The organism is Anatilimnocola aquadivae (assembly GCF_049819085.1).
GTDB lineage: Bacteria > Planctomycetota > Planctomycetia > Pirellulales > Pirellulaceae > Anatilimnocola.
In genome coordinates this window covers 6853902-6879458 of the sequence record NZ_CP187419.1, presented here as the reverse complement: position 1 = coordinate 6879458, position 25557 = coordinate 6853902, and the positions used below count along the sequence as shown (strand labels likewise).

General features: G+C 57.9%; 23 protein-coding genes and 1 tRNA gene. 15 read left to right on the top strand and 9 right to left on the bottom strand.

Annotated features, from left to right (window positions below; translation table 11 throughout):
- Nucleotides 1-83 precede the first annotated feature (83 nt).
- The gene (gene cdd / locus NA78x_RS27260; RefSeq protein ID WP_425615532.1) at nucleotides 84-938 is read left to right on the top strand and encodes a cytidine deaminase; all 855 of its coding nucleotides are present in this window, start codon (nucleotides 84-86) and stop codon (nucleotides 936-938) included.
- Here the strand turns inward: cdd and NA78x_RS27255 are convergent.
- Nucleotides 928-2448: a serine/threonine-protein kinase gene (locus NA78x_RS27255; RefSeq protein WP_425615531.1), complete on the bottom strand. Its 1521-nt coding sequence runs from the start codon at nucleotides 2446-2448 to the stop codon at nucleotides 928-930. The genes cdd and NA78x_RS27255 overlap by 11 nt on opposite strands.
- A 95-nt stretch (nucleotides 2449-2543) precedes the next feature.
- Nucleotides 2544-2616 (bottom strand) — tRNA-Ala (locus NA78x_RS27250).
- Nucleotides 2617-2876: 260 nt separating this feature from the next.
- Between NA78x_RS27250 and NA78x_RS27245 the strand changes: the two genes are divergently transcribed.
- From NA78x_RS27245 to NA78x_RS27225, 5 genes are all read left to right on the top strand, one after another.
- Nucleotides 2877-3902: a lysylphosphatidylglycerol synthase transmembrane domain-containing protein gene (locus NA78x_RS27245; RefSeq protein WP_425615530.1), complete on the top strand. Its 1026-nt coding sequence runs from the start codon at nucleotides 2877-2879 to the stop codon at nucleotides 3900-3902.
- A 233-nt stretch (nucleotides 3903-4135) separates the two neighbouring features.
- On the top strand, nucleotides 4136-4543 hold the full coding sequence (gene yajC / locus NA78x_RS27240; protein WP_425615529.1) for a preprotein translocase subunit YajC: 408 nt from the start codon (nucleotides 4136-4138) through the stop codon (nucleotides 4541-4543).
- 105 nt (nucleotides 4544-4648) lie between these two features.
- On the top strand, nucleotides 4649-8260 hold the full coding sequence (secD, locus tag NA78x_RS27235) for a protein translocase subunit SecD (protein WP_425615528.1): 3612 nt from the start codon (nucleotides 4649-4651) through the stop codon (nucleotides 8258-8260).
- Between the two features lie 42 nt (nucleotides 8261-8302).
- Complete coding sequence (locus NA78x_RS27230; protein ID WP_425615527.1) at nucleotides 8303-9346, top strand: isoaspartyl peptidase/L-asparaginase family protein; 1044 nt, start codon at nucleotides 8303-8305, stop codon at nucleotides 9344-9346.
- Between the two features lie 31 nt (nucleotides 9347-9377).
- A complete protein-coding gene (locus tag NA78x_RS27225; RefSeq protein WP_425615526.1) occupies nucleotides 9378-10403 on the top strand; it encodes an ROK family protein in 1026 nt (341 codons plus the stop codon).
- A 51-nt stretch (nucleotides 10404-10454) separates the two neighbouring features.
- Here the strand turns inward: NA78x_RS27225 and NA78x_RS27220 are convergent, their stop codons facing one another.
- A complete protein-coding gene (locus tag NA78x_RS27220; RefSeq protein WP_425615525.1) occupies nucleotides 10455-10625 on the bottom strand; it encodes a hypothetical protein in 171 nt (56 codons plus the stop codon).
- Between the two features lie 18 nt (nucleotides 10626-10643).
- Between NA78x_RS27220 and NA78x_RS27215 the strand changes: the two genes are divergently transcribed.
- From NA78x_RS27215 to accC, 4 genes are all read left to right on the top strand, one after another.
- Nucleotides 10644-11045 (top strand): hypothetical protein, encoded by a 402-nt coding sequence (locus tag NA78x_RS27215; protein WP_425615524.1) that lies wholly within the window; start codon nucleotides 10644-10646, stop codon nucleotides 11043-11045.
- A gap of 40 nt (nucleotides 11046-11085) precedes the next feature.
- Entirely contained in the window at nucleotides 11086-11232 is a 147-nt protein-coding gene (locus NA78x_RS27210) for a hypothetical protein (protein WP_425615523.1), read from the top strand.
- A gap of 135 nt (nucleotides 11233-11367) precedes the next feature.
- On the top strand, nucleotides 11368-11871 hold the full coding sequence (accB, locus tag NA78x_RS27205) for an acetyl-CoA carboxylase biotin carboxyl carrier protein (RefSeq protein WP_425615522.1): 504 nt from the start codon (nucleotides 11368-11370) through the stop codon (nucleotides 11869-11871).
- Nucleotides 11872-11898: 27 nt separating this feature from the next.
- Complete coding sequence (accC, locus tag NA78x_RS27200; RefSeq protein WP_425615521.1) at nucleotides 11899-13257, top strand: acetyl-CoA carboxylase biotin carboxylase subunit; 1359 nt, start codon at nucleotides 11899-11901, stop codon at nucleotides 13255-13257.
- An 18-nt stretch (nucleotides 13258-13275) separates the two neighbouring features.
- On the opposite strand, the gene NA78x_RS27195 is transcribed toward accC, so the two are convergent.
- The 5 genes from NA78x_RS27195 to NA78x_RS27175 form a co-directional block, all read right to left on the bottom strand.
- On the bottom strand, nucleotides 13276-13671 hold the full coding sequence (locus NA78x_RS27195; protein WP_425615520.1) for a carboxypeptidase-like regulatory domain-containing protein: 396 nt from the start codon (nucleotides 13669-13671) through the stop codon (nucleotides 13276-13278).
- 68 nt (nucleotides 13672-13739) lie between these two features.
- Complete coding sequence (locus NA78x_RS27190) at nucleotides 13740-14672, bottom strand: DUF1559 domain-containing protein (protein ID WP_425615519.1); 933 nt, start codon at nucleotides 14670-14672, stop codon at nucleotides 13740-13742.
- Between the two features lie 378 nt (nucleotides 14673-15050).
- Nucleotides 15051-15806 carry a hypothetical protein gene (locus tag NA78x_RS27185; protein WP_425615518.1) on the bottom strand — a complete coding sequence of 252 codons (756 nt, stop codon included), beginning with the start codon at nucleotides 15804-15806 and terminating at the stop codon, nucleotides 15051-15053.
- Nucleotides 15807-16006: 200 nt separating this feature from the next.
- Nucleotides 16007-18694, bottom strand: coding sequence for a PVC-type heme-binding CxxCH protein (locus NA78x_RS27180; protein ID WP_425615517.1), 2688 nt, complete (start codon nucleotides 18692-18694; stop codon nucleotides 16007-16009).
- A 122-nt stretch (nucleotides 18695-18816) separates the two neighbouring features.
- Nucleotides 18817-19590: a hypothetical protein gene (locus NA78x_RS27175; RefSeq protein WP_425615516.1), complete on the bottom strand. Its 774-nt coding sequence runs from the start codon at nucleotides 19588-19590 to the stop codon at nucleotides 18817-18819.
- A 280-nt stretch (nucleotides 19591-19870) separates the two neighbouring features.
- Between NA78x_RS27175 and NA78x_RS27170 the strand changes: the two genes are divergently transcribed.
- On the top strand, nucleotides 19871-20845 hold the full coding sequence (locus NA78x_RS27170; protein WP_425615515.1) for an HD-GYP domain-containing protein: 975 nt from the start codon (nucleotides 19871-19873) through the stop codon (nucleotides 20843-20845).
- The gene (locus NA78x_RS27165; RefSeq protein WP_425615514.1) at nucleotides 20842-21183 is read left to right on the top strand and encodes a hypothetical protein; all 342 of its coding nucleotides are present in this window, start codon (nucleotides 20842-20844) and stop codon (nucleotides 21181-21183) included. Before NA78x_RS27170 ends, NA78x_RS27165 begins: the two co-directional genes overlap by 4 nt.
- A gap of 18 nt (nucleotides 21184-21201) precedes the next feature.
- Here the strand turns inward: NA78x_RS27165 and NA78x_RS27160 are convergent, their stop codons facing one another.
- On the bottom strand, nucleotides 21202-22740 hold the full coding sequence (locus NA78x_RS27160) for a BBP7 family outer membrane beta-barrel protein (RefSeq protein WP_425615513.1): 1539 nt from the start codon (nucleotides 22738-22740) through the stop codon (nucleotides 21202-21204).
- A 270-nt stretch (nucleotides 22741-23010) separates the two neighbouring features.
- Between NA78x_RS27160 and NA78x_RS27155 the strand changes: the two genes are divergently transcribed.
- The 3 genes from NA78x_RS27155 to NA78x_RS27145 all read left to right on the top strand — a co-directional run bounded on the left by NA78x_RS27155 (nucleotide 23011) and on the right by NA78x_RS27145 (nucleotide 25510).
- On the top strand, nucleotides 23011-23973 hold the full coding sequence (locus NA78x_RS27155; RefSeq protein WP_425615512.1) for a transglutaminase-like domain-containing protein: 963 nt from the start codon (nucleotides 23011-23013) through the stop codon (nucleotides 23971-23973).
- An 88-nt stretch (nucleotides 23974-24061) separates the two neighbouring features.
- Nucleotides 24062-25015 carry a transglutaminase-like domain-containing protein gene (locus NA78x_RS27150; protein ID WP_425615511.1) on the top strand — a complete coding sequence of 318 codons (954 nt, stop codon included), beginning with the start codon at nucleotides 24062-24064 and terminating at the stop codon, nucleotides 25013-25015.
- Between the two features lie 54 nt (nucleotides 25016-25069).
- The gene (locus NA78x_RS27145) at nucleotides 25070-25510 is read left to right on the top strand and encodes an SRPBCC family protein (RefSeq protein WP_425615510.1); all 441 of its coding nucleotides are present in this window, start codon (nucleotides 25070-25072) and stop codon (nucleotides 25508-25510) included.
- Nucleotides 25511-25557: the final 47 nt, after the last annotated feature.

Genomic DNA, 25557 nt, shown 5'->3' with positions numbered 1-25557 from the left:
AACAAGTTTCGGTAGCGTAGCGAACCCGCTCGGCTTCAGTCAAAGAATTTTTCTCGGTTTTTATCACTTGGCAGACAAATCTCATGAAACTGGCCACCAAAGCCCGGCGACTGGCCAAGTTGTCGCGATCGAGCATGCTCACGGCCGCGCAGGTCAGCGGCTTGCTCAGCGAGAGTGGCCTGGCAATCGAATCGTTCCTGCTCGAACTAATTCCGCTGGCGCAGGAACTGGCGCGGCCGCCGATTTCGAACTTTCACGTGGGTGCCGTGGCCCTGGGAAGTTCGGGGGCGGTGTACTTGGGCGCGAATCTCGAGTTCCCCACCTTGCCGCTGAGTCAGACCGTGCATGCCGAGCAGGCAGCGGTCATCAATGCGGCCAATCACGGCGAAACCGGTCTACTCAAGCTCGCAGTCTCGGCACCGCCGTGTGGCTACTGCCGGCAGTTTCTGTTTGAACTGGCGACCGCTGCGGAACTGCAAATCGTTCTCGCGAACTCTCCGTCCAAACCGCTGACCGACTATTTGCCATTTGCTTTCGGGCCTCGTGATCTAGGCATCACCGGTGGCATGTTGCAAACAAGGCCCGTCTTGCTCGAACCAAAGAAGCGGTCGCGTAGCGAACTCGAATTGCGCACTCTGCGAGCCGCACGTTCCTCGTACGCTCCTTACACGCACGCTTACGCCGCGGTAGGGCTGCAAACCGCCACCGGCGAAATCGTCGTCGGCCCGTATCTCGAAAACGCAGCCTTCAACCCCAGCATCTCGCCCGCTCAAGCAGCACTCGTCGCCCTCGCCCTGGCAGGCCACGCGCCCGAATCCCTCACCGCCGCCCTAATCGCTCAGCCAAAAAACTCTGCCATTGATCATGCCCGCGCCACAAAGACGCTGCTGCAGCAAGCGGCCCCGCAGGTTCGCTTGCAAACGGTGGCTACTTCCTAAGTCGCCGTAGCGCCAGCACGGCCACGGCACTCATTGTGGTTTGCACGATGAACAGGACTGCCATGAGCGGATAAACGATGCGGAAGCCGGGGATCTGATCCCAATCGGTCATGCCAGCTGGTACAGCACCGACGACAAAGAACAAAGAGGCCAGCACCATCACTGCGCCAGCAATGAGCGAAAACCAGGCTGCCCACAGTCGCTGCCGAAGCAACATCCAGCCCACATAGAGCATGGGGAGATGTCCGCCAACCATAAACAGAAGCGCTTTTGGTGCCCACGCCAGCAAACTGAAGTTGGCTGGCCGCTCAATGACCTGGCCTGCTTCCACCATATACAGTGTCATCAGCATGCTCATGATGACCGCCGCATGCGTGCCAATGACGGTGAGCCCCGCTTCGTGAATGCGCTGCGGTTGTTGACAGACTCTCAGCGCGCGCTGCCAGATCGAAATCGGTCGGGCCTGAACGTCGCGCCCCTCGCAAAAATTCTGTAAGTCTGCCGCCAATTCTCGCGCTGAAGGATACCGATCTTCGGGCTGTTTTTCGAGACAATGCAGGCAAATGGTTTCCAGGTCACGAGGCACATGAGCAAACGCTTTGCTGAGCGACGGCGGTTCCGTGCTGCGTACGTGGTCCATGACTTCGAGCGGCGAAGTTCCGAAGAATGGAGGCCGGCCACTCAGCAGTTCATACAGGATGGTCCCCAGCGAATAGATATCGGCAGCAGGACCGATGGCGTCGCGTCGGCCGAGTGCCTGCTCGGGAGCCATGTAGAGAGGCGTGCCGATGACGGCGCTGGTTCCCGTGGCTTCTAAATCTTCTTCAGCCAATCGCGCCAGTCCAAAATCGACAATGCGAGGCACGTAGGCAAACACGGGGTGCGCCTGCGAGTTCGTGAGCGGAAATAGCAGCACGTTGTTCGGCTTCAGGTCGCGATGCAACACGCCACGGCTATGGCTGTAGTGCATGGCTTCGGCCAGTTGCTGAACGATCCATGCTGCGACCTGGGGTGGGACGGGTTCCGCTTGCGACTTCAGCCATTCGGCCAGGTTTGGTCCGCTGCAAAAAGCGAACGCAATGTAACTCAGAGACTCTGCTTCCCCCAATTCGTGAACCGGCACGATATTGGGATGGTCCAAGGCTGCAGTCGCGCGCCCCTCGCGGCGAAAAAGCTCGCGCAGGTGCTCGCTCGAACGCGTGTGGAACCGGGGCACCTTGAGTGCCACCTTTCGTCCCAAGAGCGGATCATGGGCCAGATAAACCGTCCCGAAGCTCCCCTGGCCAACGACTCGTTCAATCACAAAGCGGCCGATTTGCGTGGGCGAGTACGGCTCTTCGGCTCTGGGCCAAACCCGTTCGATTCGCCGTAAGCATTCGGCCAGATCCGCGGGGACCGACTTGCCACTCCCCTCTGCGGTGCTGCCTGTGGCAACGACTTCAATTCCGCAGCGCAATTGCTCATCGTAGGCAGCCAGCGCTTGCGCCTCGGAAGCGGTCGGGTCATTCATGGCGCAAACTCTCTGACGGCTGCTGTGGCCGGCTCACCTGCGGAGCAGCGCACAAAAAAAGCCCTAAACCAAACTGGCTTAGGGCTTTTTGCGAGTGGAGGATAACGGACTTGAACCGATGACCTTCTGCATGCCATGCAGACGCTCTCCCAACTGAGCTAATCCCCCGAATGGTTTCAACTGCGGAAAATCTGCGGTGCTAGCGGGCCTTTGGGAAGCCTGCAGCACGCGATTGCCAGTTACTCCGGCAGCTGAATAACGTAAACTACTGACGCTGCCCGATGATGTCAAGGACGGACCTGGACCCTCGGTGGTTCGCCAGCCAGTTGGCAAAGAACCAGTTTTCCATTTGCGGCTCGGTCGCTCCTTTGCGGGGCGACTTCGACGGGCATTACGCCCGATAACATCGACGGGAAAGGCTTGCGCAGTTGAACAAGTTTGGCGCTACCATCGCGAAAATCGGCATTTCCCTCGCCCTGCTCGGCTTTCTAGGCTGGAAGGCCTATCACGACCCCAAGCTGCCGGCGCTGATCGAAGGGGAGAAAGACTGGTTCTTTCTGCTGTTTGCACTCTTCGCCGTGCTAGCAGCAGTTTTGGTCACCATTCTGCGGTGGCATCTGCTGCTTCGGACACTCGGGCTGCAGTTTTCGGTGAGAGAGTCGCTCCGCGCGGGCTTCATGGGCTACCTGTTCAACCTGATGCCGCTGGGGCTCGCGGGTGCCGATGCCGTGAAAGCGGGATTCTTAATTCATCGCAATCCGTCACGCAAAACCGAGGCGATTGCCTCCGTGATTGTCGACCGGATTCTCGGCCTGTACGCCCTGCTGGTGATGGCGGGTGTCGCGGCCTTGCTGCTGGAGCGAAGCCAGCCGGAGTTCTTCGCCCGGTCAGAAAACGCAGGGACGCTGTTTTTGTGCCGTTTCGCGCAGTATTTGGCCTTGGGTAGCACAATCGGCTTTGCCTTCATGCTGATTCCCGGCATGACCAATTTGAAGTTCTGGGACACGCTCGAACGAGTTCCCGGTGTCGGCGGGATCTTCAAGAAGCTGGTTGCCGCCATGCGAACGTATCGCCAATCGAGCGGCCGGCTGCTGCTAGCGGTGGTGATGAGCTTCGCGGTGCACTGCTTCTATGTGGCGATGGTCTTTTTCGTCGGCCGGGGTCTCTGCAGTCCGCAGCCCTCGCTGGCTACGCACTTCGTGTTTGTGCCCATCTCGATGGTGGCCGGTGCGCTACCGATTGGTGCCTTCGAGGCCACGCTCAACGGGCTCTACTATGCCTTCTCACCCGCGGGGGTGCCGGAAAGCCAAGGCTTGCTGATCGCCGTAACCTACCGGCTGCTGCAGGCTTCGGTCGCTACGATTGGCGTCTTCTATTACCTGACGGGCCGGCAGGAAGTGAAGCAACTGCTGGACGAACAGGCCGAAGCCGAGATCGCCACCAGCAAGGCTTGAACGGGCGAGTCTTGCGGGCCAAAACCGGGCGAATCTCAGCAGCCACTTCAGCGGTGTCACAGCAGGGCTGGCTGCCCTTGTTCGTTACTGCGCAAGGCCTTAAGATACGGCGCGGGAGTCTATAGATAGGCCGGCGCATGCGCCTTAGGTCTATTTTCGGTGCATGGCTCCCAGGTTTTCGTCGGTGGGCGTTGCTCAAAAAGTGGCCCACCGTCCCATTAAGGAGCGGGTCTTTGAGCGGATTGTTAGGCGTTTTCTACCTCACCAGTCTGTTGCTGGCGCAAGGCGCTGGCGCGGCGCCTGCTGCCCCTGCAGCGGGTGGCGGCGGAGGTTTTACAGAGCAACTGTTCGGCTCGTTCGCGTTGCCGATCATGGCCATGCTGCTACTGATGTATTTCATGTTGCTGCGGCCCGAACAAAAAAAGCGTAAAGAGGCCGAGCAAACACTCGCCAGCCTCAAAAAAAACGACCATGTGGTCACCATCGGCGGCATCTGCGGCACGGTGGTGAACATCTCTCCCGGTTCGTCCACCATCACCATTCGGGTTGATGACAACACTCGGTTAAAAATTCTTCGTTCGGCCGTTGCTCGCATTGGCGAGCCCGAAGAGTCGACCGAAGCCGACAAAAAGCCGGCCTAAGTTCCTGTTCCTTGGATGGCGTGCATCCGGGAACCACTCCTGTGTCGCCGGTGATTTGCAGCCGGGTGAGTTACCTTTTCCGTTCGCGTTTTGGGACATGTTGACATGCTCTCTCCCTTTCAATTTTTGCTTGCCGCCGACAATCGGTTGATGCCCGCCCTGCCTGAATACTTTGGCATCCCGCTCGAGCTGGCCCTGCCCGTCATCCTGGCAATCGTCGGCATCGTTCTGGGCATTTTGTACGGCAACCTCATTCGCATGCCCGATCACGGCTGGCGCGTGGGCATCATTGCCGCCAGCTTTCTGGCTGCGATCTCGGTCATTCTCTTTTGGGAATACAAACTGGGCGTCGACCTGCAGGGTGGTGCGATTCTCGTCTACGAAGTGGACGAAGAGGCTACCGCAGAGAACCATCCTCTAGGCAAACTGGAATGGAAGATGGGAGACCTGTTGGCGGTGCTCAAACGCCGCTTGAATCCCGACGGTCTGAAGGAAATCGTGATTCGCCAGTTTGGTCCCAAGCAGGTCGAAATCGTCGTTCCCGAAGTGGACGAAGACGAAGTTGAAGCCATCAAGCGCAGCATTGTCGAAACGGGTGTGCTCCGGTTTTTGATCCTCGCCGATAGCCCCACCCGCGATTCTCGCTTGTGGGAAGCAGCGATTGCTCAGTCGGAAGATGCCATCGATCTCAAGAAGCGGCTCGCTCGTAACGTCATCGATCCCGATGACCCGAACCAAGAACGGATCATCGGCTTTTGGGCCCAGTTGGAACGTGAACCCGGTGACAACCAGGAAACGCGCAAGTTCCTTGCTCCGGAAGCACTCTTTGGTACCAAGCTGCGGAATGGCGAGACGGGCGAAATCTTCAATTTCCCGCAACCACTTCAAGGCGAAGAAGCGTTTCTGGCCTACTTTGCCGCTCGCAAGATTCCCCTCGTCGAAGTGCTCATGGCCTACGACCCCGAGAATGATGTGCGTGGCAGCGACCTGGCTCGTGCTTCCGAAGACATCGACCAGGGTGGTGGCTGGAGCATTCAGTTCAGCATGAAGCCCGATGGCGCGTGGAAAATGGGCAACCTTACGGGCGAGAACAAGCCTGTCGGCAATGTCCGCCGCAAGTTGGGCATCGTCTGGGACAATCGCCTGCAATCGGCCCCGAATATCGAGAGCCGCATTAGCGACAACGGCCAAATTACCGGTCGTTTCACCCAACGCGAGGTGAAGGAAAAAGTCGAACTGCTTCGCTCGGGTAGCATGCCCGTGGTCTTGAAGCACGATCCCATCAGCGATGACCGTATCGGTGCTACGCTCGGTGCCGATACCGTCCGCAAGGGTAGCCAGGCGATCTTGATTTCGCTGTCGATCGTGCTCGGCTTTGTGATGATCTATTACCGTACGGCCGGCGTGATCGCCTGCTTTGCCCTGGTCCTTAACATGATGCTGACCGTAGCTCTCATGTTTGCCCTCAAGGCACCGTTCACATTGCCCGGTCTCGCTGGTCTCGTGCTTACGGTCGGTATGTCGGTCGATGCGAACGTGCTGATTTACGAACGTATTCGCGAAGAACTCGAACGTGGGGCCGCCCTGCGAATGGCCATTCGTAACGGCTTCGACAAAGCCTTGGTGACGATTATCGACTCGAACGTGACGACGCTTCTCACGGCCATCATTTTGTATTACATCGGTACCGACCAGGTCCGCGGCTTCGGTATGACGCTGATCCTCGGTATTCTCACGAGCATGTTCACCGCGATTTTTGTCTCGCGCACGATTCTCGAAATCGGCGAACGGGCCTATCGCTGGAACACGCTTTCGATGCTCAAGTTCTTCACACACTCGAACATCGACTGGATGAAGCTGTTCAAGCCAACCGCCATTATCTCAACGATTCTGATCGTTATTGGCCTCGCTGCGACCGTGAGGCGTGGCGCAGGCATTTTCGATATCGATCTCGCTGGTGGTACCTCGGTTCAGTTCACCTTGAACCCCGAAATCTACGGGAAGGAAACTCCCGATCAAGTTCGCGATCGCATTAAAACGGCGATGGCGAAGGAAGTGAACCCGCTTACCAAGAGCACCGTCGATCACAACACCTATCAAAAGTTCGTCGCTCAAACGACGGATGAAGGCGATCGTATTGCAGATCAACAGGTCTGGAAGGTCGATAGCTCGCTGCAAGATGTAGACAAGCTGCAAGAGATCATCCGCAACGCGTTCCGCACGCCCGAAGGCAAGGAAGGCCTGACGACCTACGGCATCTCGTTCGACGATGTCAAGGAATTGCAATCGGGAGCAGCTGCACCCGCGCCGAAGGAAACGCCCACAATCGGTGACCCGAGCAAGCCTGCGGATAAGACCGAGCCTGCCAAGCAGGAACCAGCAAAGACGGAAGAACCGAAAACGGAAACTCCGAAAACCGAAGAACCAAAGGCTGAAGCCAAGACCGAAGAGAAGCCCGCTGAGCCCAAAACCGAGCCAGCGAAAACCGACGAACCAAAGGTCGAAGCAAAACCGGCTGAACCAGCCAAGGATGCCGAAAAGCCAGCAGTAAAGGACGAATCGAAGGACTCGTCCGACTGCCAGCCTGAAGAAGGCAAGCAGGACGAACCGAAGACAGAAACCAAAACCGAAGAGAAGCCTGCTGAGCCCAAGACGGAACCAGCGAAAACGGAAGAGCCAAAATCGGAAAATCCGAAGACAGAAACTCCCAAAACCGAAACGCCGAAGTTGGACACTCCTTCGATCGAGGCTGCACCAGCCGAAGATCCGACGAAGCAGATTCCGCCGTTGCCTCCCGTGTTTCCATCGGCCGCCAAGCCTTTGGCAACGCCCCCTGGCATCGCGCAAACGCAAGCCGTCGTCCGCTTGGCCAACACGGTCATCAGTGCCGAGGCCTTGATCGATCGCATTCAGATTGCCGCCGAAAAGGCCATCAATCAGCGAACCGTGGTCGATGTTTCGAATCCCGGCCAGAAGGGTCGCGAGACGAAGTCGTTCAACGAATGGACGGTTACGTTCGCCCTGCCGCAGGCCGATGCCGAGAAGGTGCTGAAGCAACTGGAAGTTGAACTCAAGGATCAACCAGTTTGGCAAACGTCGAGCAAGATCGGCGGCCAGGTGTCGGAAGATACTCGCTGGCGGGCCGTGCTCGCGATCGTCGGCAGCATCGTCGGCATGATCATTTACATGTGGATTCGCTTCCACAAAATTAGCTGGGGCATCGCGGCCGCCGTGGCCCTTGCTCACGACGCGCTCATCATGCTCGGTGCCATTGCCGTCAGCTACTGGCTTGTCGGGCCGCTCGGCTTCCTGGGAGTCGAAGAGTTCAAAATCAGCTTGCCCGTGGTGGCGGCGTTCCTCACGCTCATCGGTTACTCGGTGAACGATACGATCGTGATCTTCGACCGTGTGCGTGAAATTCGCGGCAAGAGCCCGAACATCGATGGCAACATGATCAACCTCGCGGTCAATCAAACGCTCAGCCGTACCTTCCTCACGGCAGGCACCACGCTGATCGTAATTACCATCCTCTACTTCATGGGCGGCTCGGGCATTCATGCCTTTGCCTTCGCTCTGGTGGTCGGTGTGATTTCGGGTTCGTACAGCACGGTGTTCATTGCTTCTCCGCTGCTGGTTTACCTGATTGGCCTCGACAAGAAGCTGGAAGAAGTTGCCGACGGCAAGCCTTCGCCGGGCAAGTCTCGCGGAGCAGCCTAACGCGGCTAACGAGTTCGCCGAGCATTGAAAAGGATCACAGCCATGAGCAGTGACGGGTTCGATCGTGATGTACGTCGTTCCCGTCGCCGTCTGCTGACGGGCTCATTGGCCACGATCATTGGAGGATCGCTGTTGAATGCTCAACTGCTCGGTCAAGAACCAGCCGCCAAAACCAAAGGCCTCTACGCTCTCGCGCTGCATGGTGGCGCGGGGACCGAGCCTGGCAAACTGACCGCCGACCAGCGAGCAGCCCTGGAGGCTTCGCTGGCCAAGGCTCTCGATATCGGCCTGGCAATTCTCGCCAAGCAAGGCACCGGGCTCGATGCCGTCGAGCAAGTGATTCGCCACCTGGAAGACGATCCACAGTTCAATGCTGGCCGTGGCGCGTGCTTCAATCACGTTGGCAAGCACGAACTCGATGCCTCGATCATGGACGGCAGCAACAAGGCGTGCGGCGCCGTGGCTGCAGTGCGCACCGTGCGCAATCCCATCAGCCTGGCGCGTCTGGTAATGACCAAGACTCGCCATGTGCTGCTGATGGGCGATGGCGCGGAACAATTTGCCGACGAAGTCAAAGTCGATCGCGTCGCCAATGAATGGTTCTCGACCGATCTGCAACGAGCCAAGCTTGAGCGGGCGAAGGCGCGCGAAAAAGAACGCCAGGAATCACTCGAAAAGAAGATGGGCACCGTTGGCTGTGTGGCGCTCGACGTGCACGGCAATCTCGCCGCGGGAACGAGCACTGGCGGCCTTACCAACAAGCGCTGGGGCCGCATTGGCGACTCTCCCATCATCGGCGCGGGCAACTACGCCGATAACGCCACCTGCGCCATCTCCTGCACCGGCACCGGCGAAGAGTTCATTCGCCACAATGTGGCTCACGAGATTTCCGCCCGCGTCGCTTACCGCGGAGATACCCTGGCGGCTGCCGTCGACCACGTGCTGAAAAAAGTACTCAAGCCCGATGATGGCGGGCTGATCGCAGTCGGCAAGAACGGCGAAATAGTGATGGAATTCACCACCGACGGCATGGCGCGCGCGGCCGGCGACTCGCGCGGCACTCGCGAAATCAAACTCGGCCGGTAATCTCCCTCTTTGCTGACACCGAAAGAGCCGCATGTACTTGGGCATTGAAATCGGCGGCACCAAGTTGCAACTGGGCGTCAGTGATGGCCGTAGCCCGCATCTGGTCGCCATCGAACGGCGCGATGTCGATGCCCGCCGTGGCTCGGCGGGCATTCTGGAAAACATCGAATCGGTCGGCACGGCCTTGCTGCAAAAGCACAAGCTGAAGGGAATCGGCATCGGCTTTGGTGGTCCGGTGAATAGCACGACGGGCATCGTCACGAAGAGTCATCAGATCGAAGGCTGGGACGACTTTCCATTGGTGCGCTGGTGCCAAGAGTCGTTGCAACTTCCTGCGGTCATGGGCAACGACTGCGATGTCGCCGCGCTCGCCGAGGCTAGGTTCGGCGCGGGTCGCGGCAGCCAGAATCTGCTCTACGTGACTGTCGGGACCGGTGTCGGCGGCGGACTTGTTTTGAATGGCAAGGTCCACGGCAATGGCCGCCCGGCGGTTGCTGAGATCGGTCATCTGCGCCCTGGTTTACACGATGATCGCCCGGAAATGACCGTCGAATCGCACTGCAGTGGCTGGGGTATCGCCGCCACGGCGCTCGCGCGCATCAGCGGCGAAGTATCTCGCCGGCTGGAAGTTCTCAGTGAGGGTGTCACTCCCGCTCATCGCCAGCAGATCTTGCAGCGGATGACCTTGGTCGCCGAGACCGAGCGAGAATACATCGCCGACCTGCTGCAACGCTGCGAGCAAGATCCCGAGCGTCTGACGGCGAAGATCATTGCCCAGGCAGCCCAGGACGGCAACGACATTGCCCGCGATGTCTATCTGCATGCTACGCAAGTGCTCGGCTGGGCCATCGCGCAGACGATCACCCTCGTCGCGCCGGAAGTGGTCGTGGTTGGCGGCGGGGTATCACTCGCCGGCGAGCAACTGTTCTTTGAACCACTCGAGCAGCAAATCGAAAAGTATGTCTTCCCCGCGCTGCTCGGTTCCTATTGCGTCGTGCCAGCCGAATTGGGTGAGCTGACCGTGGTGCATGGCGCGCTCGCATTGGCAGCCGGATAGTAGCGTCTGCGGTGCCGCCGGGTAACAATGAGCCCCATGAGCAGCGGCGAATCAGCAGGCGAACAACAGCAGCACCGGGCAGGCGAAGATTCGCCAATCTTGTCCGCCAATCCCTTCGCCGATCGCTTGGACTTTGCCGACGCCGAGATTCTCGATGCCGAAGTGATCGAATCGCGAGACTGGCTGGTTCGAGCACTGCCGACCCCACAGCCAACCTTTCACGTGCCGACTCGCTTCGGAATGTCCGCCATTTTGGGAATTACAACTGCGTTAGCTTTCCTGTTCGGCTTGCTCCGGTTCACCAATGCCCACGAGCTGTTCTATTTGTTTTTCGGGCTGCTAGCGATGATCATTTGCCTGGTGCAAATGCGTTGGGGAGGGATTGCCCGGCAGGCTTCGGTGGCGGCTGGGGCGATCCTGTTGCCGCTGTTTGTCATTGCTATGGTGGCATTTGTGGAAAGCCCACGCTTCCAGGCCGAGGCGCTCTGCTTTCTGTTCTTCAGCGTGCCGCTGGGTGGCTTTTTGGGGTACCTGACGGGTACCTGTGCAGGCGGGGTCTTTCTGCTGATGGATCTGTTCGAGAAATACTGGACGCGGCGGGCCGAGCAGTCGCGGCTTGACGGGCCTTTCAAGCAAAGCTAGAATCCGCCCAAACTCTAGGGCAGATAACGGGTTGTGCCGCGTGAGTCCCCTCCAAAAAGAGGTGCTCAGCAGTTCTTCCGCAAATCTGCAATTGGGTTTGCTCCTCACCTGCTGCCGACTGCTGGCGAATCCGCCCGGCAGCCTGCTGATGTGCTTTGCCCTTGCGTCGCAAGATGCAGGCTCCTAATTCTGTTTGCTCCTTCAGTGTTGCTGTTCATAGGAAATAGGTATGGCCGACGCCCGCAAGCCTTCGCAGCGAGCCGGGGCCTCCGCGCGGCCCGCTCCTAAGGCGGCAGCTGTCAAAAAGCCTCGGAAAAATATCATGGCAGATTCGGAAGCCGTTACTGGCAACGTGTTTGATGTCGAGCGCATTCGTCGCCTGGTCGAGCTGATGAAAGAGCACGACCTGAACGAGATCGACCTGCGCGAGTCGCGTCATCGCATCCGCATTCAGCGCGGAGCAGCCGTCCAGTACGCAGCCCCGCAATATGCTCCCGCTCCCATCCTTGCCCAGGCCGCTCCGGCTGCTGCTCCCGCCGCCGCTGGCGCAGCGCCCAAGGGGCCTGCCGCCGATGGCCCGGGCATCACCATCATCAAGAGCCCCATGGTTGGCACGTTCTACTGCCGAGCCAATCCCAAGGCGAACGCCTTTGTAAAGGTCGGCGATCGCGTCGACACCAACACCACGGTTTGCATTGTGGAGGCCATGAAGGTCTTCAACGAAATCCCGGCCGAAGTACGGGGCACGATCGTCGCCGTGCTGGTGGAAGATGGCGAAGCGGTCGAGTTCGACAAGCCGCTCTTCAAGGTTGATACCAGCAAGTAAGCCACCGGTCGTCCGGTCATAAAGCAAATGTATAAACGCATTCTCATTGCCAACCGCGGCGAAATTGCCCTGCGGATCATCCGGGCCTGTAAAGAACTCGGCATCGAGACCGTCTGTGTTTACAGCACGGCCGATAAGGGATCGCAGTATCTGCAACTGGCCGATGAAAGCTACTGCATCGGCCCTGCCAAAAGCGCTCAGTCGTACCTGAAGATCGATCAGATCATCAGTGCGGCTGAAGTGGGCAATGTCGAAGCCATTCATCCCGGCTACGGCTTTCTTGCCGAGAACGCACACTTCAACGAAGTCTGCCGCAGCTGCAAGATCGACTTCATCGGCCCCACGCCCGAAGCGATGGATGCGCTCGGCGATAAGAACCGCGCGCGCGAAGCGGCCCGCAAAGCCAACGTCCCTGTCGTTCCCGGTTCAGCCGGCCTGATCGAAGACGACGACGAAGCCGTGCGCGTCGCTCGCGAAATTGGCTATCCGGTCCTCATCAAGGCAACCGCTGGTGGCGGTGGCAAAGGCATGCGTGTCGCTGCCAACGAACTGGCTCTCAAGCCGGCTCTGCAAGCGGCCAAGACGGAAGCTCAAGCCGCGTTTGGCAACGGCGGCGTCTATCTCGAACGCTACATCGAAAAGCCTCGTCACGTCGAGGTGCAGATCATCGCCGATCATCACGGCAACGTCTGTCACCTCTTCGAACGCGAATGCTCTACCCAGCGCCGCCATCAAAAGCTGATCGAAGAATCGCCCGCTCCTCGTTTGCCTGCCGAGCGCCGCAAAGAAATGTGCGAAGCGGCCGTACGGCTCATCAAGCAGGTGAACTACACCAACGCCGGCACCGTCGAGTTCATCGTTGACCAGCAAGACAACTTCTACTTCATCGAAGTGAACGCACGCGTGCAGGTCGAACATCCCGTCACCGAAATGGTGACCGGCATCGACATCATCAAAACACAGATCATGGTCGCTTCGGGCGAGCCGCTTCCTTTCAAGCAAGAAGACATCAAGCAAACTGGCTGTGCCATCGAGTGCCGCATCAACGCGGAAAACCCCGATCGCAACTTCCAGCCTAACCCGGGCCTCATCAAGCAGATGTTCGTCCCCGGTGGTCTCGGCGTGCGGTTCGATTCGCATGCCCACGTCGGCTACGTCGTGCCCCCTCATTACGACTCGATGATCGGCAAGCTGATCGTTTACAAGCCCACGCGGGCCGAAGCTATTGCTACCATGATCCGCGCGCTCGACGAACTGCGCATCGAAGGGATCGCCACCACGGCCATGTTCCACAAAAAGGTGCTCAGCCACGCCACCTTCGCCGATGCCCTCATCGACACCGGCTTCGTCGAACGGACGTTCCTCAATCCTGAAGCCCACAAATAGCTTCGTGCGATTTAGACCTTACGGCATCGACTTCAAATCGAAGTCGAACTTATTCGCGCCAGGCTTCACTTCTGCAGTGAGGCCGCTCTTGGCAGGCACGCTGTACTTGGCCGGTGTGAGCAGCTTGGGGATCGGCGAGGCGTACGGATCGGTCGGAATGATTACCTCGTTAGCGACGATGGTCACCTGGTAACTGCCCGGCGCGATGCCCTTGGTCGTTCCCGTCTGCAGTTGATAGCGGCCGCTGGAATCGATCGCTCCATAGGCCAGCGGTTTGTCGGCCGTCGACGTAAAGGAAACGTCGCCTTTGGTCAATGGTTGGCCGTCCAGCGTGACCGTGCCGCTCACCGTGGCTTCGGCGCTCGTGCAACCTGTCGCGGTGAAGAGCAAAGCACCGAACAGCAACGCGATCATTCTCAGCAACATCGATAGAGCCATTTCACAAAGGTGACGGAAATCGTTGCCAGCGGTAGCGTCTTCGGCTAGTCAATACTCACGGCTTCGCCACCGGCCCTGGTGGCGAGAAAACGATACGTGTCGTAGTTGATGTTCTGCTGAATGATTCGGACAGAGCCGTCACCGAGGACAAACTGCACGATACCCGGATGCTTGCTGCGAAACGTCATCACATTCCACCAATCGCCCGGTGTCGGCGGAAACTTGAAGTAGTTCGGTGGACCGTGACAGCTGCAATAGTCGCCGTTCGAATAGAAGGCAGCCGAGTGCAGGTTTTGTGAGACCACATCTTCACCAACAAAAAACGTGTTGGAGGTGCCATCGGTGATGGAGGCTAAACGCACACCGTCCTGATAATTGTTGCGATAGAAAGTGCCGTTACAATCGTTGGTGCTATGTCGATCGGGCGTGGGACTGGGATGCACACTGCTGGCATTCCCCATTTTATGGTCGCCCATCACTCCCTTGTAATTGGTGCGCGTCGCCATGAATGCGCACTGAGCATTATTGGTTGTAGGTTTGCCAGCGTCGGGATCGGAAGGGCACTGCAAGAACTTCAGCTGGGTTTTCATGGCGTCGCGGCACTCGGTCGCGGGATTGTTGAGTCCGCCGCCGCCGGCGAAATCGCCCGTGAAGTACTTTTCAAATCTGGTGTACAGCGGCATCTGCTCGGCTTGTGGCAAGATACTCACAATCCAGCCCTTGCCATTTCGCTGTGGCGTCGGAGCCGTTCCCTCCGACCACATGCTGATGCTGATCGGCAGGTTTTGAAACGTGTCGTGATAGTTATGAAGTGCGATCCCAATCTGCTTGAGATTGTTGGAACACTGAGTGCGCCTCGCTGCTTCGCGAGCGGCTTGCACGGCGGGGAGCAAGAGTGCGACCAGCACGCCGATAATCGCAATGACGACTAAGAGTTCGACGAGGGTGAACGCGCGGCGAGAGATTGTTGGACGCATCGAGACAGCACCATTTTCAGCAGGGAGAGAAGTGCCGACACAAATCTTGTGGCCAATGTAGTAATTGCGTCAAAGGAAATCCAGAGAAAAATATGTGCTTTATGTACGCCGGGTTTGCCCAGCAACAAGGGTACTCACAAGCGTTCCGGCAAGCGCGCGAATCGACGTAAGTCCAGTCGCCTAGAATTGGAGGGTGTTCACAAAGTCGTGGGGTTTGTGAACACGCAGGCGCGCCGCACCCGAGAGATATGGCAGGTCGCGTTCACAAACCAGGGCGGCTTGTGAATGAAGTTTCCCCAGACGACTCGATCGGAAGGATGGCTTACGTCGACTCGAGCACCGAAGGCGGGGACAACAGCGAGGCTTGCCAGGAGCCTATTAGCGGGCGAAGTCAAAATCAGCGAAGGGCGTGGAACTGCGTAGCACCACTTCGCCCCGCTCGGGATTGTTCCGATCGGCATAGCGATGCAGCGTGCCGTGGCCATCGCAGGCATAGATGCTGCCGTCGCGGGCAAAGCGGAAGGCCGTGGCTGAGATCGGCAGAGTGCAGACTCGCTGCACGGGCGAAACCGAGACGTCGTAGATGGTGGTGCGACCAGAGAGTGTGCCGACAAAGACTCGCCCTTCAACCACATCGAACGCGCCCCACCAATCGCGGCCGACGTCCCCCTGCGAGAACGTCATCACGGTTTGCGTGTTCCCGCTGGCATCCAGCTTGTAGATGAAGCCATCCGGGAGCGGGTTGCTGTTGAGTGGCGTTTCGAGGCCGCTCCAATAGAGCGTGCCATCACGATCGGTGCGCACTTGCCGGGCCAGGTAACCGCCGTGCTGAAACACGCGTTCACCGCGCGGCAATAGTTCCAGCAGCGAACGATCCAGCCCGCTGCAGAAAATGATTCGTCCGTCGCGAAGTGTGGTCAGGCTCTGCACTCGCGGCGTCAACTCGGCCGGCAGGCGATCGGGTCGCGTGGCCAGTACCGTTTCGCCGCTCGCGCGAGCCACGACAATCTTGCCGGGCCAAGCCCGTGCGTCGGCAAGGACAAAATCCTCCGCTGTGGCAAAAGACACCCAGGTGGCAACCAGGCAACAGGCCATGCAGCAAATGCTCCACAGCTTGCGAAAGAAGCGATTCATCCGAATATCCGTTTCCGTGCCAGATCGGCAATGCAGACGAGTGTGCGTACAAGCCAGGCGCAGCAAGGCGCGGGGCTAACAGAAACACTAGCTCAGGAAATGGAATGAGGTCGTTTCGATTCAGTAAGTTAGCGCAAAGAAGAAGGGGGACCGAATTGGCCCCCCTTGGAGTTTGTCAGGAATTGTGAATCAGCCGAAGATTACTTCTTCGCACCCTTCTTGCCCTCTTCTGCGTTTTTCTTTTCGCGGTCGGTGGGTGTGTGAGGCAGCGAGGTTTGTCCCTTCACGCGGCGTTCGAGCGTCTTTAAGGTCTCGTTCAGGGTGTACTTCAGATAGTCATCCTGATCGTAGATCAGTGATTCAGTTGCCGTGTCAATCGCTTGCTGCGAATTGAAGAAGCTGAGCGCTCGCACTGCTTCCAAGCGAACGCGGGGATTCTCGTCGTTCACTTGCACTTGCAACAAGGCAATCGGATCCTTCACGCGATCTTTCCAATAGCAGAGCACGCGGGTCGCGGCGGCACGAGCGCGGAAGTCGGGCGAACGAAGCACTTGCTTGAGGAGTTGCTCGTTGACGACATCCTGGCGTTGATGAATCCACAATGCTTCGAGCGCGTGGTGCTCGTACTCAGCATCTTTTTTGTCTTGCTTGGCGAGCCACTTCTCGGTCTCGGCGATGACGTCCTTCGTGTCACGAGTCGCCAGTTCAGTACGAACGCGATAACGAGTCCGTTCTTCGGGTTCGGTATTGAACAAGCTGAGCAGCTGCGGAATTGGTTCGCCGGCAATCTTCGCAGGCTTGACCAGGGGCTTCTTCGTGTAATGAACGCGCCAGATGCGGCCGTGCGAGTGGTCGCGATTCGGGTCACGCAAGTTGTGTTGCATGTGGCCGACGAGTGGGTTGAACCAGTCGCAAATGTAGAGCGAACCATCGGGAGCGAATTCGAGATCGACGGGGCGGAAAGCCTGCTCGCTCGATTGCAGCAGCGGTTCGACCGGGTCGGCATGAAAGCCGGCTCCTTCATCCTTCATCTTGTATTGCAGCGTTCCTTGGAACCCAATGCAGTTATTCAGCAGATAGTTGCCTTGAGCTTCATCGGGGAAGTTGCGGCTGCTCACCAGTTCGCAACCGGCGGTGGGGCGCCATTGCTTGGTCAGGAATTGCTTCATGCTCGCATGCTTGTTCGGATAGTCGACATCGCCCGAGAACGCAGCACCGAAGTAATTCGCACCGCCGGAAGCATCGGCAATCAGGTTTTGGCCCCAACGATCGACGTAGTGACCCCAGGGGTTGGCAAAGCCGTACGAGATGAACACGCTCAAGCGATTGGTGCGAGGTTCATAGCGGAAATAGCCAGCGTCCTTCACACGGACCGGGCCATACGGCGATTCGATCTGCGAGTGATGAAAAGTCCCTTCGGAGAAATACAGAGCACCACCCTGATCGAACGTGAAGTCGCTGATTGAGTGATGCGAATCGGCCGAATCGAAGCCATGCAGCACGATGGTTCGTTCATCAGCCACATCATCGCCGTTGGTGTCCTTGAGAAACATCAAGTTCGGCTGCTGGGCGACGTAGACGCCCCCGTCGGCCACTTCCAAACCGGTGGGCAGGTGCAACTTGTCGGCGAAGACGATCTTCTTGTCAGCCTTGCCGTCGCCATCGGTGTCTTCGAGGATCAAGATCTTGTCGTTGACTGGTGTACCGGGCAGATACTGCGGATAGCTGGCCATCGTGGCGACCCACAGACGCCCTTTGTTATCAAACGTGAACTGCACGGGGTTTTCGAGTTCGGGAAACTCGACTTCCGAAGCGAACAGGTTCACTTCGTAGCCTTCGGGAACCGTGAACTTCTTTTGCGATTCGGCAGGGCTCGAGATGTTGATCACGCCCTTAAAGTTCGTATCGATTTTGACGAACTCGCCGGTCTGGCTGTCGTCGATCTTCTCCGGCACGCTCTTGCCCTGAGCGACAGCCCAGATGCGCTCGTCGCGCTTCATGATCATTTTGCGCAGCTTGTCGAACTCGGCAGGGAAGTTCACCACGCCGAAGGGAGCCTTGCGGCCGCCGTAGATGTAGAAGCCATTCACGGCACGGTGGTCGTACCAAAACTGTAGGCTCTTCTCGTTCACTTCGGCCCGCAACTTCGCCAGGTCCGCTTCCTTGGTGGGACGATCGCCAAACAGGCTCTTGTCCATGATCTTGGCAACTTGCTCGTCGCCGTACTCGTTCAAGTGCACGCCGTTGATGGTCAGCTTGATCTTGCTGTTCCCCATCAACTCTTTCGTGGGATTGAACAGATCGACAAACACCACGTCGTTCTTCGCACCGACTTCTTTCATCGCGGCGGTGTACATCGCCAGGCGTTCGTTGTTGTCTGCGCCATCGGGCAACTCACGCTTGCCGAGGTTCTCGTGAGCGATAGGTGAGAACAGCACCAGTTTCGGCGGTGTGTTGTGGTTGTACTTAGTGGTGATCGTTTCTTTGACGAAGTTCTCCAGGTCCGTTTTGAACTTGGCCAAGCCAGCTTCGCCGGCAAACGACTCGTTGAAACCGAAGAAGGCGAGGATCACATCGGGCTGATGATCGGTCAACTTGTGGCCGTGATCGTTGAAATCCTTCGACCGCGGACGAAGCGTCAATTCGTCAGCCGACCAACCCAAATTGCGCACGACCAGATTCAGCTCGGGGAAACGCGAGTGAAGCAGCGTTTCGAAGTTGCCAAAGTGCTGTTGCCGTTCGGCCAAGGTGTTGCCGATCAGGACAATCTTGTTCCCCTTGGTCAATTTCAACTGGGGGGCATCGGCGGCGCTTACGGCGGTCGCGGCGAACATCAGCAGGCCGCTGCCAAGCAGCAAGCAAGCCGAGTGGAGAGAAAAACGAAACATGCGAAGATCTCGGTGAGGTGGGAACAGGAGAACCGAAGAAAGAACCGCTGGCACTGCAGCAGAACCTCGCATTGTGACTGGCCGAATGGGCGAATTCAACTAGGTGGGCTAGTCGTTCGCCGTTACCGCCGATGACTTTGCCTCAGCTTGGGAGGCTTAAATTCGGAGTCTCCCGTCTTGTTCAAAAACCGCAGTGATTGCTGGAAATCAGGTCGAGCATTCAGGTGCAGATATTTAGCCCATGCGGGTTTCTGTTCACCGCGAAACCAGGCGAGGTGCGCGAGTGCATAGCCGATGAGTGGCGGGCTCATGTATTCGGGCTTGTTGAAGTCGGTGTTCGGCCACTTCGTGTATTGGCTGTCCCAAACACGGGGTGAGTTCGCGCGAAAGGTGCCAAAGCCAAAAAAGATCGTGGTCAGGTCGGTGAGGAGTTCGTGATCGTACTCCTCGCCACTCACTCGCTCTTCGCCCAGCAGCCGAGCGTGAGCCAACTCGTGCGATAACGTGGCCACCATCCCGCCCAGGTCGACGGTTTCAGCCAGATCGAGCGAGATCACGTGCCGCCCATCGAGCCATTCGTAAGTGCCTCCCGCTTTCGGCACGTACTTGCCAGCCTCGTTGACGAACCAGGGTGCGTTCTCGGCGTTGACGAACTCCAGATCAACAAGGTCTGCGTCAACATCCATGTAACCACAGACGCGGTACATCAGTCGGCGAATGCAATCTTCGGTATCTCGATAAGGGTCGGGAAAGAACTGTGCAGTGGGCAGCACGAGCGGGCGACCGTTGAAAACATGATCGTCGAACTCGTCGCACAGCCACTGCAGTCGGTATTCCACCCAATCCTTCGCAGGCGGACTGCAGGGACAAGTGGAAGAGTAGAACCAATCAAACATGCAGGTAGCTCTTGAAGGTTGAACGAACGGACTTCTGGTAGCTGCAGCGAGCCAACTCGTTCAGCAACTACGGACAAGAACATCGGCGGATTCAGATGATGCGGGAAACCCGGAAAGTGAATGGAGACGAACGAACGTCAAAATCCGAATGGCATGTTCGGTCAGTCGGATTACCCCCCTCGTTTTGCGGTAAATGGCTGCCACTAGGCATTTCCCACTACAAAGCAAGGTACTGTTTTGGACAGTCCCCCCAGTCGTGACTATGTCCAACGGTCCTGCCATGACAAAGTTAGCTCAGCCATCACAATCCGAATTCACGCCACTACCGCTCGCCGGCATTATTCCCGACGCTCTGCCGGAAGTCGATCTCTTCCTGCCGGCGGTGGCCCAACAAAAGGCCACTCTCTATCGGGCGAAGGGAGTGCCGATTGATATGCGTGATCTGGCAGGACTGCGAGATCGCGGCTTGTCGGAACTCTGGGTGAATCGCGACGACGCTCCCGCGATTGATGAATTTCTGGCGAGCAATTTGGCGACGATTCTGGGAAATGAAGAACACTCGCCCCGCGATCGTTTGAAGCTGCTCAATCAAGTGGTCGGGCAGACACTGAAGCAGTCGATGTCGTGCGACGATCCCTCGGCGGCCGTTGCTGCGACGCACGATCTCTCGCAACACCTCGTCGATATCAGTCTGCACCCGAAGCTGCCCATCGCTGATGTGGCGAAAGTTGCCAAACACGATTTTTGCACCTTCACGCACTCGGCCAATGTTGCCAGCTATTGCACGATGCTGCTGCGAGCGCTCGGCGTGACCGACCCCGATGAGCTGCGCGAGATTGCCGCGGCGGGCATGCTGCACGATCTGGGCAAGCTCGAAATCCCGACGACCATCCTCTGCAAACCGGGACGACTAACGGCCGAAGAATTCAACACCGTCAAGCTGCATCCGACGCGCGGCTTTCAGATGCTGCGGAAAGAACTGAGCCATCGTCAGTTGCTGCTCGTGTATCAGCATCACGAGAAAATCGACGGTTCGGGCTACCCAGTGGGTTGTGTGGGGAGCGAGATGCACCTGTGGTCGAAAGTCTGCGCCGTCGCCGATGTATTTGAAGCTCTCACCGGCAAACGCCCCTATCGGCGTGCCAACACTACGAGCGAAGCATTGACAATCATGCGCCGCGGAGTTGGCTCCCACTTCGATCAAGAGATCTTCAGCTGCTGGCAGCGGCACTTTTTGAGAGGAATCGACGAATGAGTTCTGCCCCCTCATCCGCCAATGGCCCAGAACATGGGCAACCATCGTTTGAAGACCTACGCCGCTTTGCCCGCCGCGATTGCAAGCTGTCGGCCAGATTGCGCGTGATGCAGGCCTGGGATCCGGCCTTTGGCGAGACGCGCGAGTTTGACGTCATCGTCCGTAACATCTCGCGCTGCGGTGCCTGCTTCTTGTTCTTCCGCCAGCTTTACCCGGACGATCACTTGCAGCTCGATTACGGCGACCTGCGGCGACACTACCGCGTCTCGCGGTGCCGCCGCGTGACCCAAAACTGCTATGAGATTGGAATTGCCATTCTCGCCAAGCCGGGCACGTAGGTTACGTCGCCGGGCAGCTTAGAACTCGCAATGCAGACCCAGGTTCACGCTTTGCACCCAGAAGCTGGAGGTGTTGAAGTTGGTGAAGGCCGGACGCGTGGGAACTGGGTTCACATCGTCGATGACGGTGTCAATCTGACCACCGGGGCGAACCACATTGCTCCAGTACATCAGGTTGTAACCCACAGTGAATTGCACGTTCGGGTTAAGGTAATAACCGAGTGTGATTCCTGTTTCGCTGACAGCCGCAAACTGGTCCTGGCTGTAGCTGCCAATGTTCGAAGCCGCGGTGAAGAGACCGCCCGGTTCGTTCTGGTCGAGCACACCATTCACGGTCGTAGCACCATTGATGTTCACTTGCTGGTGCATGTTACCGACCGAGACGCGCGACCGCGTCTTCAGCGTCATGCAGCAGACCTGATGTTCGGTCAACAAACCGAACGTCACGCCGTGGAAAGTGTTTTCAGTGTCGAACTGATCGGTTAGGCGAATGTCGTTGTTAGGCTGGTTGCCGTCGGTTTGCATCCGCAACGTAAAGTAGTCATTCACGCTCGAAGTATGCCAACCGGTGATGAAGTCCACGCGACCAGTCATCGTCTTGCAATACAAAAAGCGGGCATAAGCGTCGAAGCCATATACCTGATTCGTGGTCACAATGCTCACGGCACCTGTCCGCACTTCACCGGCCACATCGGGGTGAGCGAGCAACAAGGACGAAGGAGCCCCCAGATCCAAGCTGAAGAAAGGAATCGCCAGGACCGAATTCTCACCGCTGTTCGTTGAGAAGTTGCCGTTGTCGTCACCCAGGAAAAAGTAACGGCCGCCAAAGCCAATTGTTTGGCAGTCGTTCAGCCAAGTACCAAAGTCGAAGCTGGCACCAGGCTGCATCTGGGTGTTGCGACCTTCGTTGTCACCGCCGTACAGGATCGTTGCACCTGGCAACACACCGGCAGTCGTCGAGTCTTCGGTCGAGGGATCAGTCGTCACGAGCGGTGGATAGCTGCGGCCTTTGCGAAACCCGAGCATCAGGTCGGCCTTGAACCACCACAAGTTCGGACGGCATTGAAAGCATGGATCTTCAGGGCTGGGGCAATTCAAGCAGCCGCCGGGTCCGCAGCAGCGAGGACCGCAGGCCGGGCCGCACGAAGGACCACAACCTCCGGGGCCGCAGCTGTTGCAACTATCACCTTGAACCCATTGATCGATCGACTCAGCGGCGAACTGGTGATCGCCGGAATCGAAGTTTTGCTGGGGGGCAAATGGAGGTGGATTTTTCAGTCGCGATTGCGCATGGCCGTTGCGTGCCGGCGCTGGTCGTGAAGCAGCCTGCGGTTGTTCGGCAGGCTGAAATTGCCCGGGAGCTGCTTGCTCCATAGGGGCATTGGGATCGGTTTCTTGCCAGGATGCGAGTCGCGCCCGAGATTGATTCGCCGGTCCGCGCGGCGGCGAGTACAGCTGAGCTTGTGCGGAGGCAGCCGAGACTGCGACCGCCATGACGGCGCACAGCAAGCTGCAATGAAGTGACGAAAGCCCAGCGGATTTTGTGCGTTCGGTCATGGGGGACGACTCGTGCGTTCGGAAAGGTCTCGGGGGAGAAACCGGTGCCAGCCGGAAAGTGTTCCGGTTGCATCGATTTTTTCGGCAGTGCGAAGGGTGCCGGTTGAATGAACCTGGCAATTTGCAACGACTTTTCCGGTCGTGCCGTGTTTGCTGGCAAAATCTGCCGCACTAGCAGGCTCCGCTAGCTATGCTGGAGCGATGGGATCGCTGCTGCGACATAAGCTAGCGATGTTCTGAATTCCGCTTACTCTGCGTGAGATCCAATTCATGCTGCGTCCCTTTCTTTGCCTGCTGCTGGTCACAGCGACTGCCTCACCCGCGTGGTGCCAATTCAATAAGAAGCCCGAGACCGCTCCCGCTCCTGCTGCAGCCCCTAAGCTCGATAAGCCGGCGACCAACAAGTATCAGGTGGGCATGCGTATTCGCGCGGTAGGCGGCCCCTGCGTCGGTCTGTCGGGCACGTTTGCCGTTCCCGCCGAGTGGGAAGATCAAACGGTCAAGCAGATCGACGAGAAGGTCTCTGCTCACATTCGAAATTTCAGCAAGCGGTCGGGTGATAGCGGCCTGCAGCAAGTGGTGTTTCAGATCCCGCAACTGCCAGCGGGCGAAACCGCGACAATTCTCTTCACCTACGAAGTCGTGACAAACAGCACTGCCCCGCCAGCAGATACCTCTGGTCTCGTGATTCCGAAAAATCCCCCGCGTGATGTGCGCAAGCACTTGCTGGCCAGCCCGCAGATCGAAATCGCCAATCCCAAAATTCGTGCCTTGGCCAAAGAACTAACCGACGGCAAAGAGACCGCCTGGGAACAAGTGCAAGCACTCTATGACGGTGTGCGCGAAAAAGTGAAACTCGAAAACGACAAGCTCAAGGGCGCGGCACTCACTCTCAAGGATGGACAAGGTGCCGAAGAGGATGTCGCTGCAGTGTTCGTCGCTTTGTGTCGTGCTCACAAAGTGCCCGCTCGCACGACGTTCGTCCCTGACTCCTGCCACGCCGAGTTTTACCTGGAAGACGCTGAGGGAAAAGGCTCGTGGTTCCCTGTGGTGATCGAAGGGGACAAAGCCTTTGGCTATCGTCCTACCGCCACCATCATCTTGCAGCGTGGCGATAATGTCCGCGTTCCCGAACTGAAAGATCCACAGCGGTTCGTCGCCGAGCATCTCACCGGTAAAGGTGGCACTGGTGGTCGACCGGAAGTGGAATTCGTCCGTCGCGTCGAGCACTAATCGCTGGCCGCCGATTGCTTGATTCGCGAGAATTTACGTGGGATAGGTAGCCAGCCTGTCATTGCCCTTCTCTTCACGAAGTCCCTGTATGAAACTTCCCTCTGAACGAAATTGCTGCTACCTGCTCGTCGCCGGCATCCTGTTGTTGCTCGTTGCAGCAGCAGCCGGGGAAGAACCCCGCATTCGTTTCGGCAAAGAGGTGACCAACAAGTATCGCTTTGGCTTTCATGTCCAAGCTCCTGCCGGAGCCGTGACGGGAATCGTCGCAACAATGCCGGTTCCCATGGACTGGCCCGAGCAAACCGTGAAGGTCGTCAGCGAAGAAATCACACCCAAATGCCGAGTCACCTATCGCAACGTCGATAACGGTGTGAAGCAGATGGTGGTCAACATCCCACGACTCGCCAAAGGGGAAGATGCTGGCGTAGAGATCATCTACGAAGTCACCAAACGCGAGATCCTGGCGCCAGAAGTTACCTCCGACTTTGTGATTCCCAGTAAGTTGAATCGCGATCTGCAAAAACTGCTGCTCCCCAGCCCGTATATCGAAAGCAACGACGCACAAATCAAGTCGCTGGCCCCGCAACTCATTAAGGATCAGGCCACCGCCTGGGATCAGACCGCAGCAATCTTCGATTGGGTTCGCTCCAACGTGCAGTACAAGTTTGCCGTCGATATCAAACCAGCCATCGCGGCTCTCAAGGACAAAGAGGGGGACTGCGAAGAACTTTCCAGCTTGTTTATTGCCTTTTGCCGCGCCAACAAGATCCCGGCGCGAGCCGTGTGGGTTCCTGGGCATACTTATCCTGAGTACTACCTGGAGGATGCCGCCGGCAATGGTCATTGGTTCCCTTGTCAGGCAGCCGGTGCTGCGCGCGAGTTCGGCACCATGTTCGAAGATCGCCCCATTCTGCAAAAGGGAGATAACTTCAAGGTGCCTGAAGAGAAAACGGCGCAGCGGTACGTCAAACAATTTTTGAAGGCCGCCAACGCCCAGGCCGACCCAGTGGTAAAGTTCATCGGCGAGCGCGTGAAAGACTAGCTCGTCGTTGCAGCTCGCCCACTCTCCGCATTGCACTGTACAAGGGTCGCCTTGATGAGTCCGGAATATCCCGTTCGCGCTTCCGCCCTTCACCACTACAACGTCCCCGCGGAACGTTTGTTCGATGCCTGGCTTGATCCAGCCGTGCTGGGCCAATGGATGTTTGGGCCAAAGATCCGCGACGAGCAAATCATCAGCCTCACGCTCGATCCCAAGGTGGGCGGCAAGTTCAGTTTCGTAGTCCGCCGCCAAGGTGTGGAAATGGCGCACGTCGGCGAGTATCTCGAACTCGTGCGCCCAACGCGCCTCGCCTTCACCTGGGGTACCCTCGATTCGCTACCTGACACTTCGACGGTGGAAATCAACATCGTCCCCCAGGGCGATTCGTGCGACGTCACTCTTCACCATCTCATGCAAGCGAAATGGGCTGCCTTTGCCGAGAAGGCACATCTCGCCTGGACGCAAATGCTGGTAAAGCTGGGCGAAGCGGTGTGAGCGATGCGCCTTAGTGATTGGCGTCGCCGCCCGTGGTAGGTTGTCAG

Coding starts and splice junctions, on each gene's coding strand:
- cdd (WP_425615532.1), top strand. CDS start 84: ATGAAACTGGCCACCAAAGCCCGGCGACTGGCCAAGTTGTCGCGATCG.
- NA78x_RS27255 (WP_425615531.1), bottom strand. CDS start 2,448: ATGAATGACCCGACCGCTTCCGAGGCGCAAGCGCTGGCTGCCTACGAT.
- secD (WP_425615528.1), top strand. CDS start 4,649: ATGCTCTCTCCCTTTCAATTTTTGCTTGCCGCCGACAATCGGTTGATG.
- NA78x_RS27230 (WP_425615527.1), top strand. CDS start 8,303: ATGAGCAGTGACGGGTTCGATCGTGATGTACGTCGTTCCCGTCGCCGT.
- NA78x_RS27225 (WP_425615526.1), top strand. CDS start 9,378: ATGTACTTGGGCATTGAAATCGGCGGCACCAAGTTGCAACTGGGCGTC.
- NA78x_RS27215 (WP_425615524.1), top strand. CDS start 10,644: ATGTCCGCCATTTTGGGAATTACAACTGCGTTAGCTTTCCTGTTCGGC.
- accB (WP_425615522.1), top strand. CDS start 11,368: ATGGCAGATTCGGAAGCCGTTACTGGCAACGTGTTTGATGTCGAGCGC.
- accC (WP_425615521.1), top strand. CDS start 11,899: ATGTATAAACGCATTCTCATTGCCAACCGCGGCGAAATTGCCCTGCGG.
- NA78x_RS27195 (WP_425615520.1), bottom strand. CDS start 13,671: ATGATCGCGTTGCTGTTCGGTGCTTTGCTCTTCACCGCGACAGGTTGC.
- NA78x_RS27190 (WP_425615519.1), bottom strand. CDS start 14,672: ATGCGTCCAACAATCTCTCGCCGCGCGTTCACCCTCGTCGAACTCTTA.
- NA78x_RS27185 (WP_425615518.1), bottom strand. CDS start 15,806: ATGAATCGCTTCTTTCGCAAGCTGTGGAGCATTTGCTGCATGGCCTGT.
- NA78x_RS27180 (WP_425615517.1), bottom strand. CDS start 18,694: ATGTTTCGTTTTTCTCTCCACTCGGCTTGCTTGCTGCTTGGCAGCGGC.
- NA78x_RS27175 (WP_425615516.1), bottom strand. CDS start 19,590: ATGTTTGATTGGTTCTACTCTTCCACTTGTCCCTGCAGTCCGCCTGCG.
- NA78x_RS27170 (WP_425615515.1), top strand. CDS start 19,871: ATGACAAAGTTAGCTCAGCCATCACAATCCGAATTCACGCCACTACCG.
- NA78x_RS27165 (WP_425615514.1), top strand. CDS start 20,842: ATGAGTTCTGCCCCCTCATCCGCCAATGGCCCAGAACATGGGCAACCA.
- NA78x_RS27160 (WP_425615513.1), bottom strand. CDS start 22,740: ATGACCGAACGCACAAAATCCGCTGGGCTTTCGTCACTTCATTGCAGC.
- NA78x_RS27155 (WP_425615512.1), top strand. CDS start 23,011: ATGCTGCGTCCCTTTCTTTGCCTGCTGCTGGTCACAGCGACTGCCTCA.
- NA78x_RS27150 (WP_425615511.1), top strand. CDS start 24,062: ATGAAACTTCCCTCTGAACGAAATTGCTGCTACCTGCTCGTCGCCGGC.
- NA78x_RS27145 (WP_425615510.1), top strand. CDS start 25,070: ATGAGTCCGGAATATCCCGTTCGCGCTTCCGCCCTTCACCACTACAAC.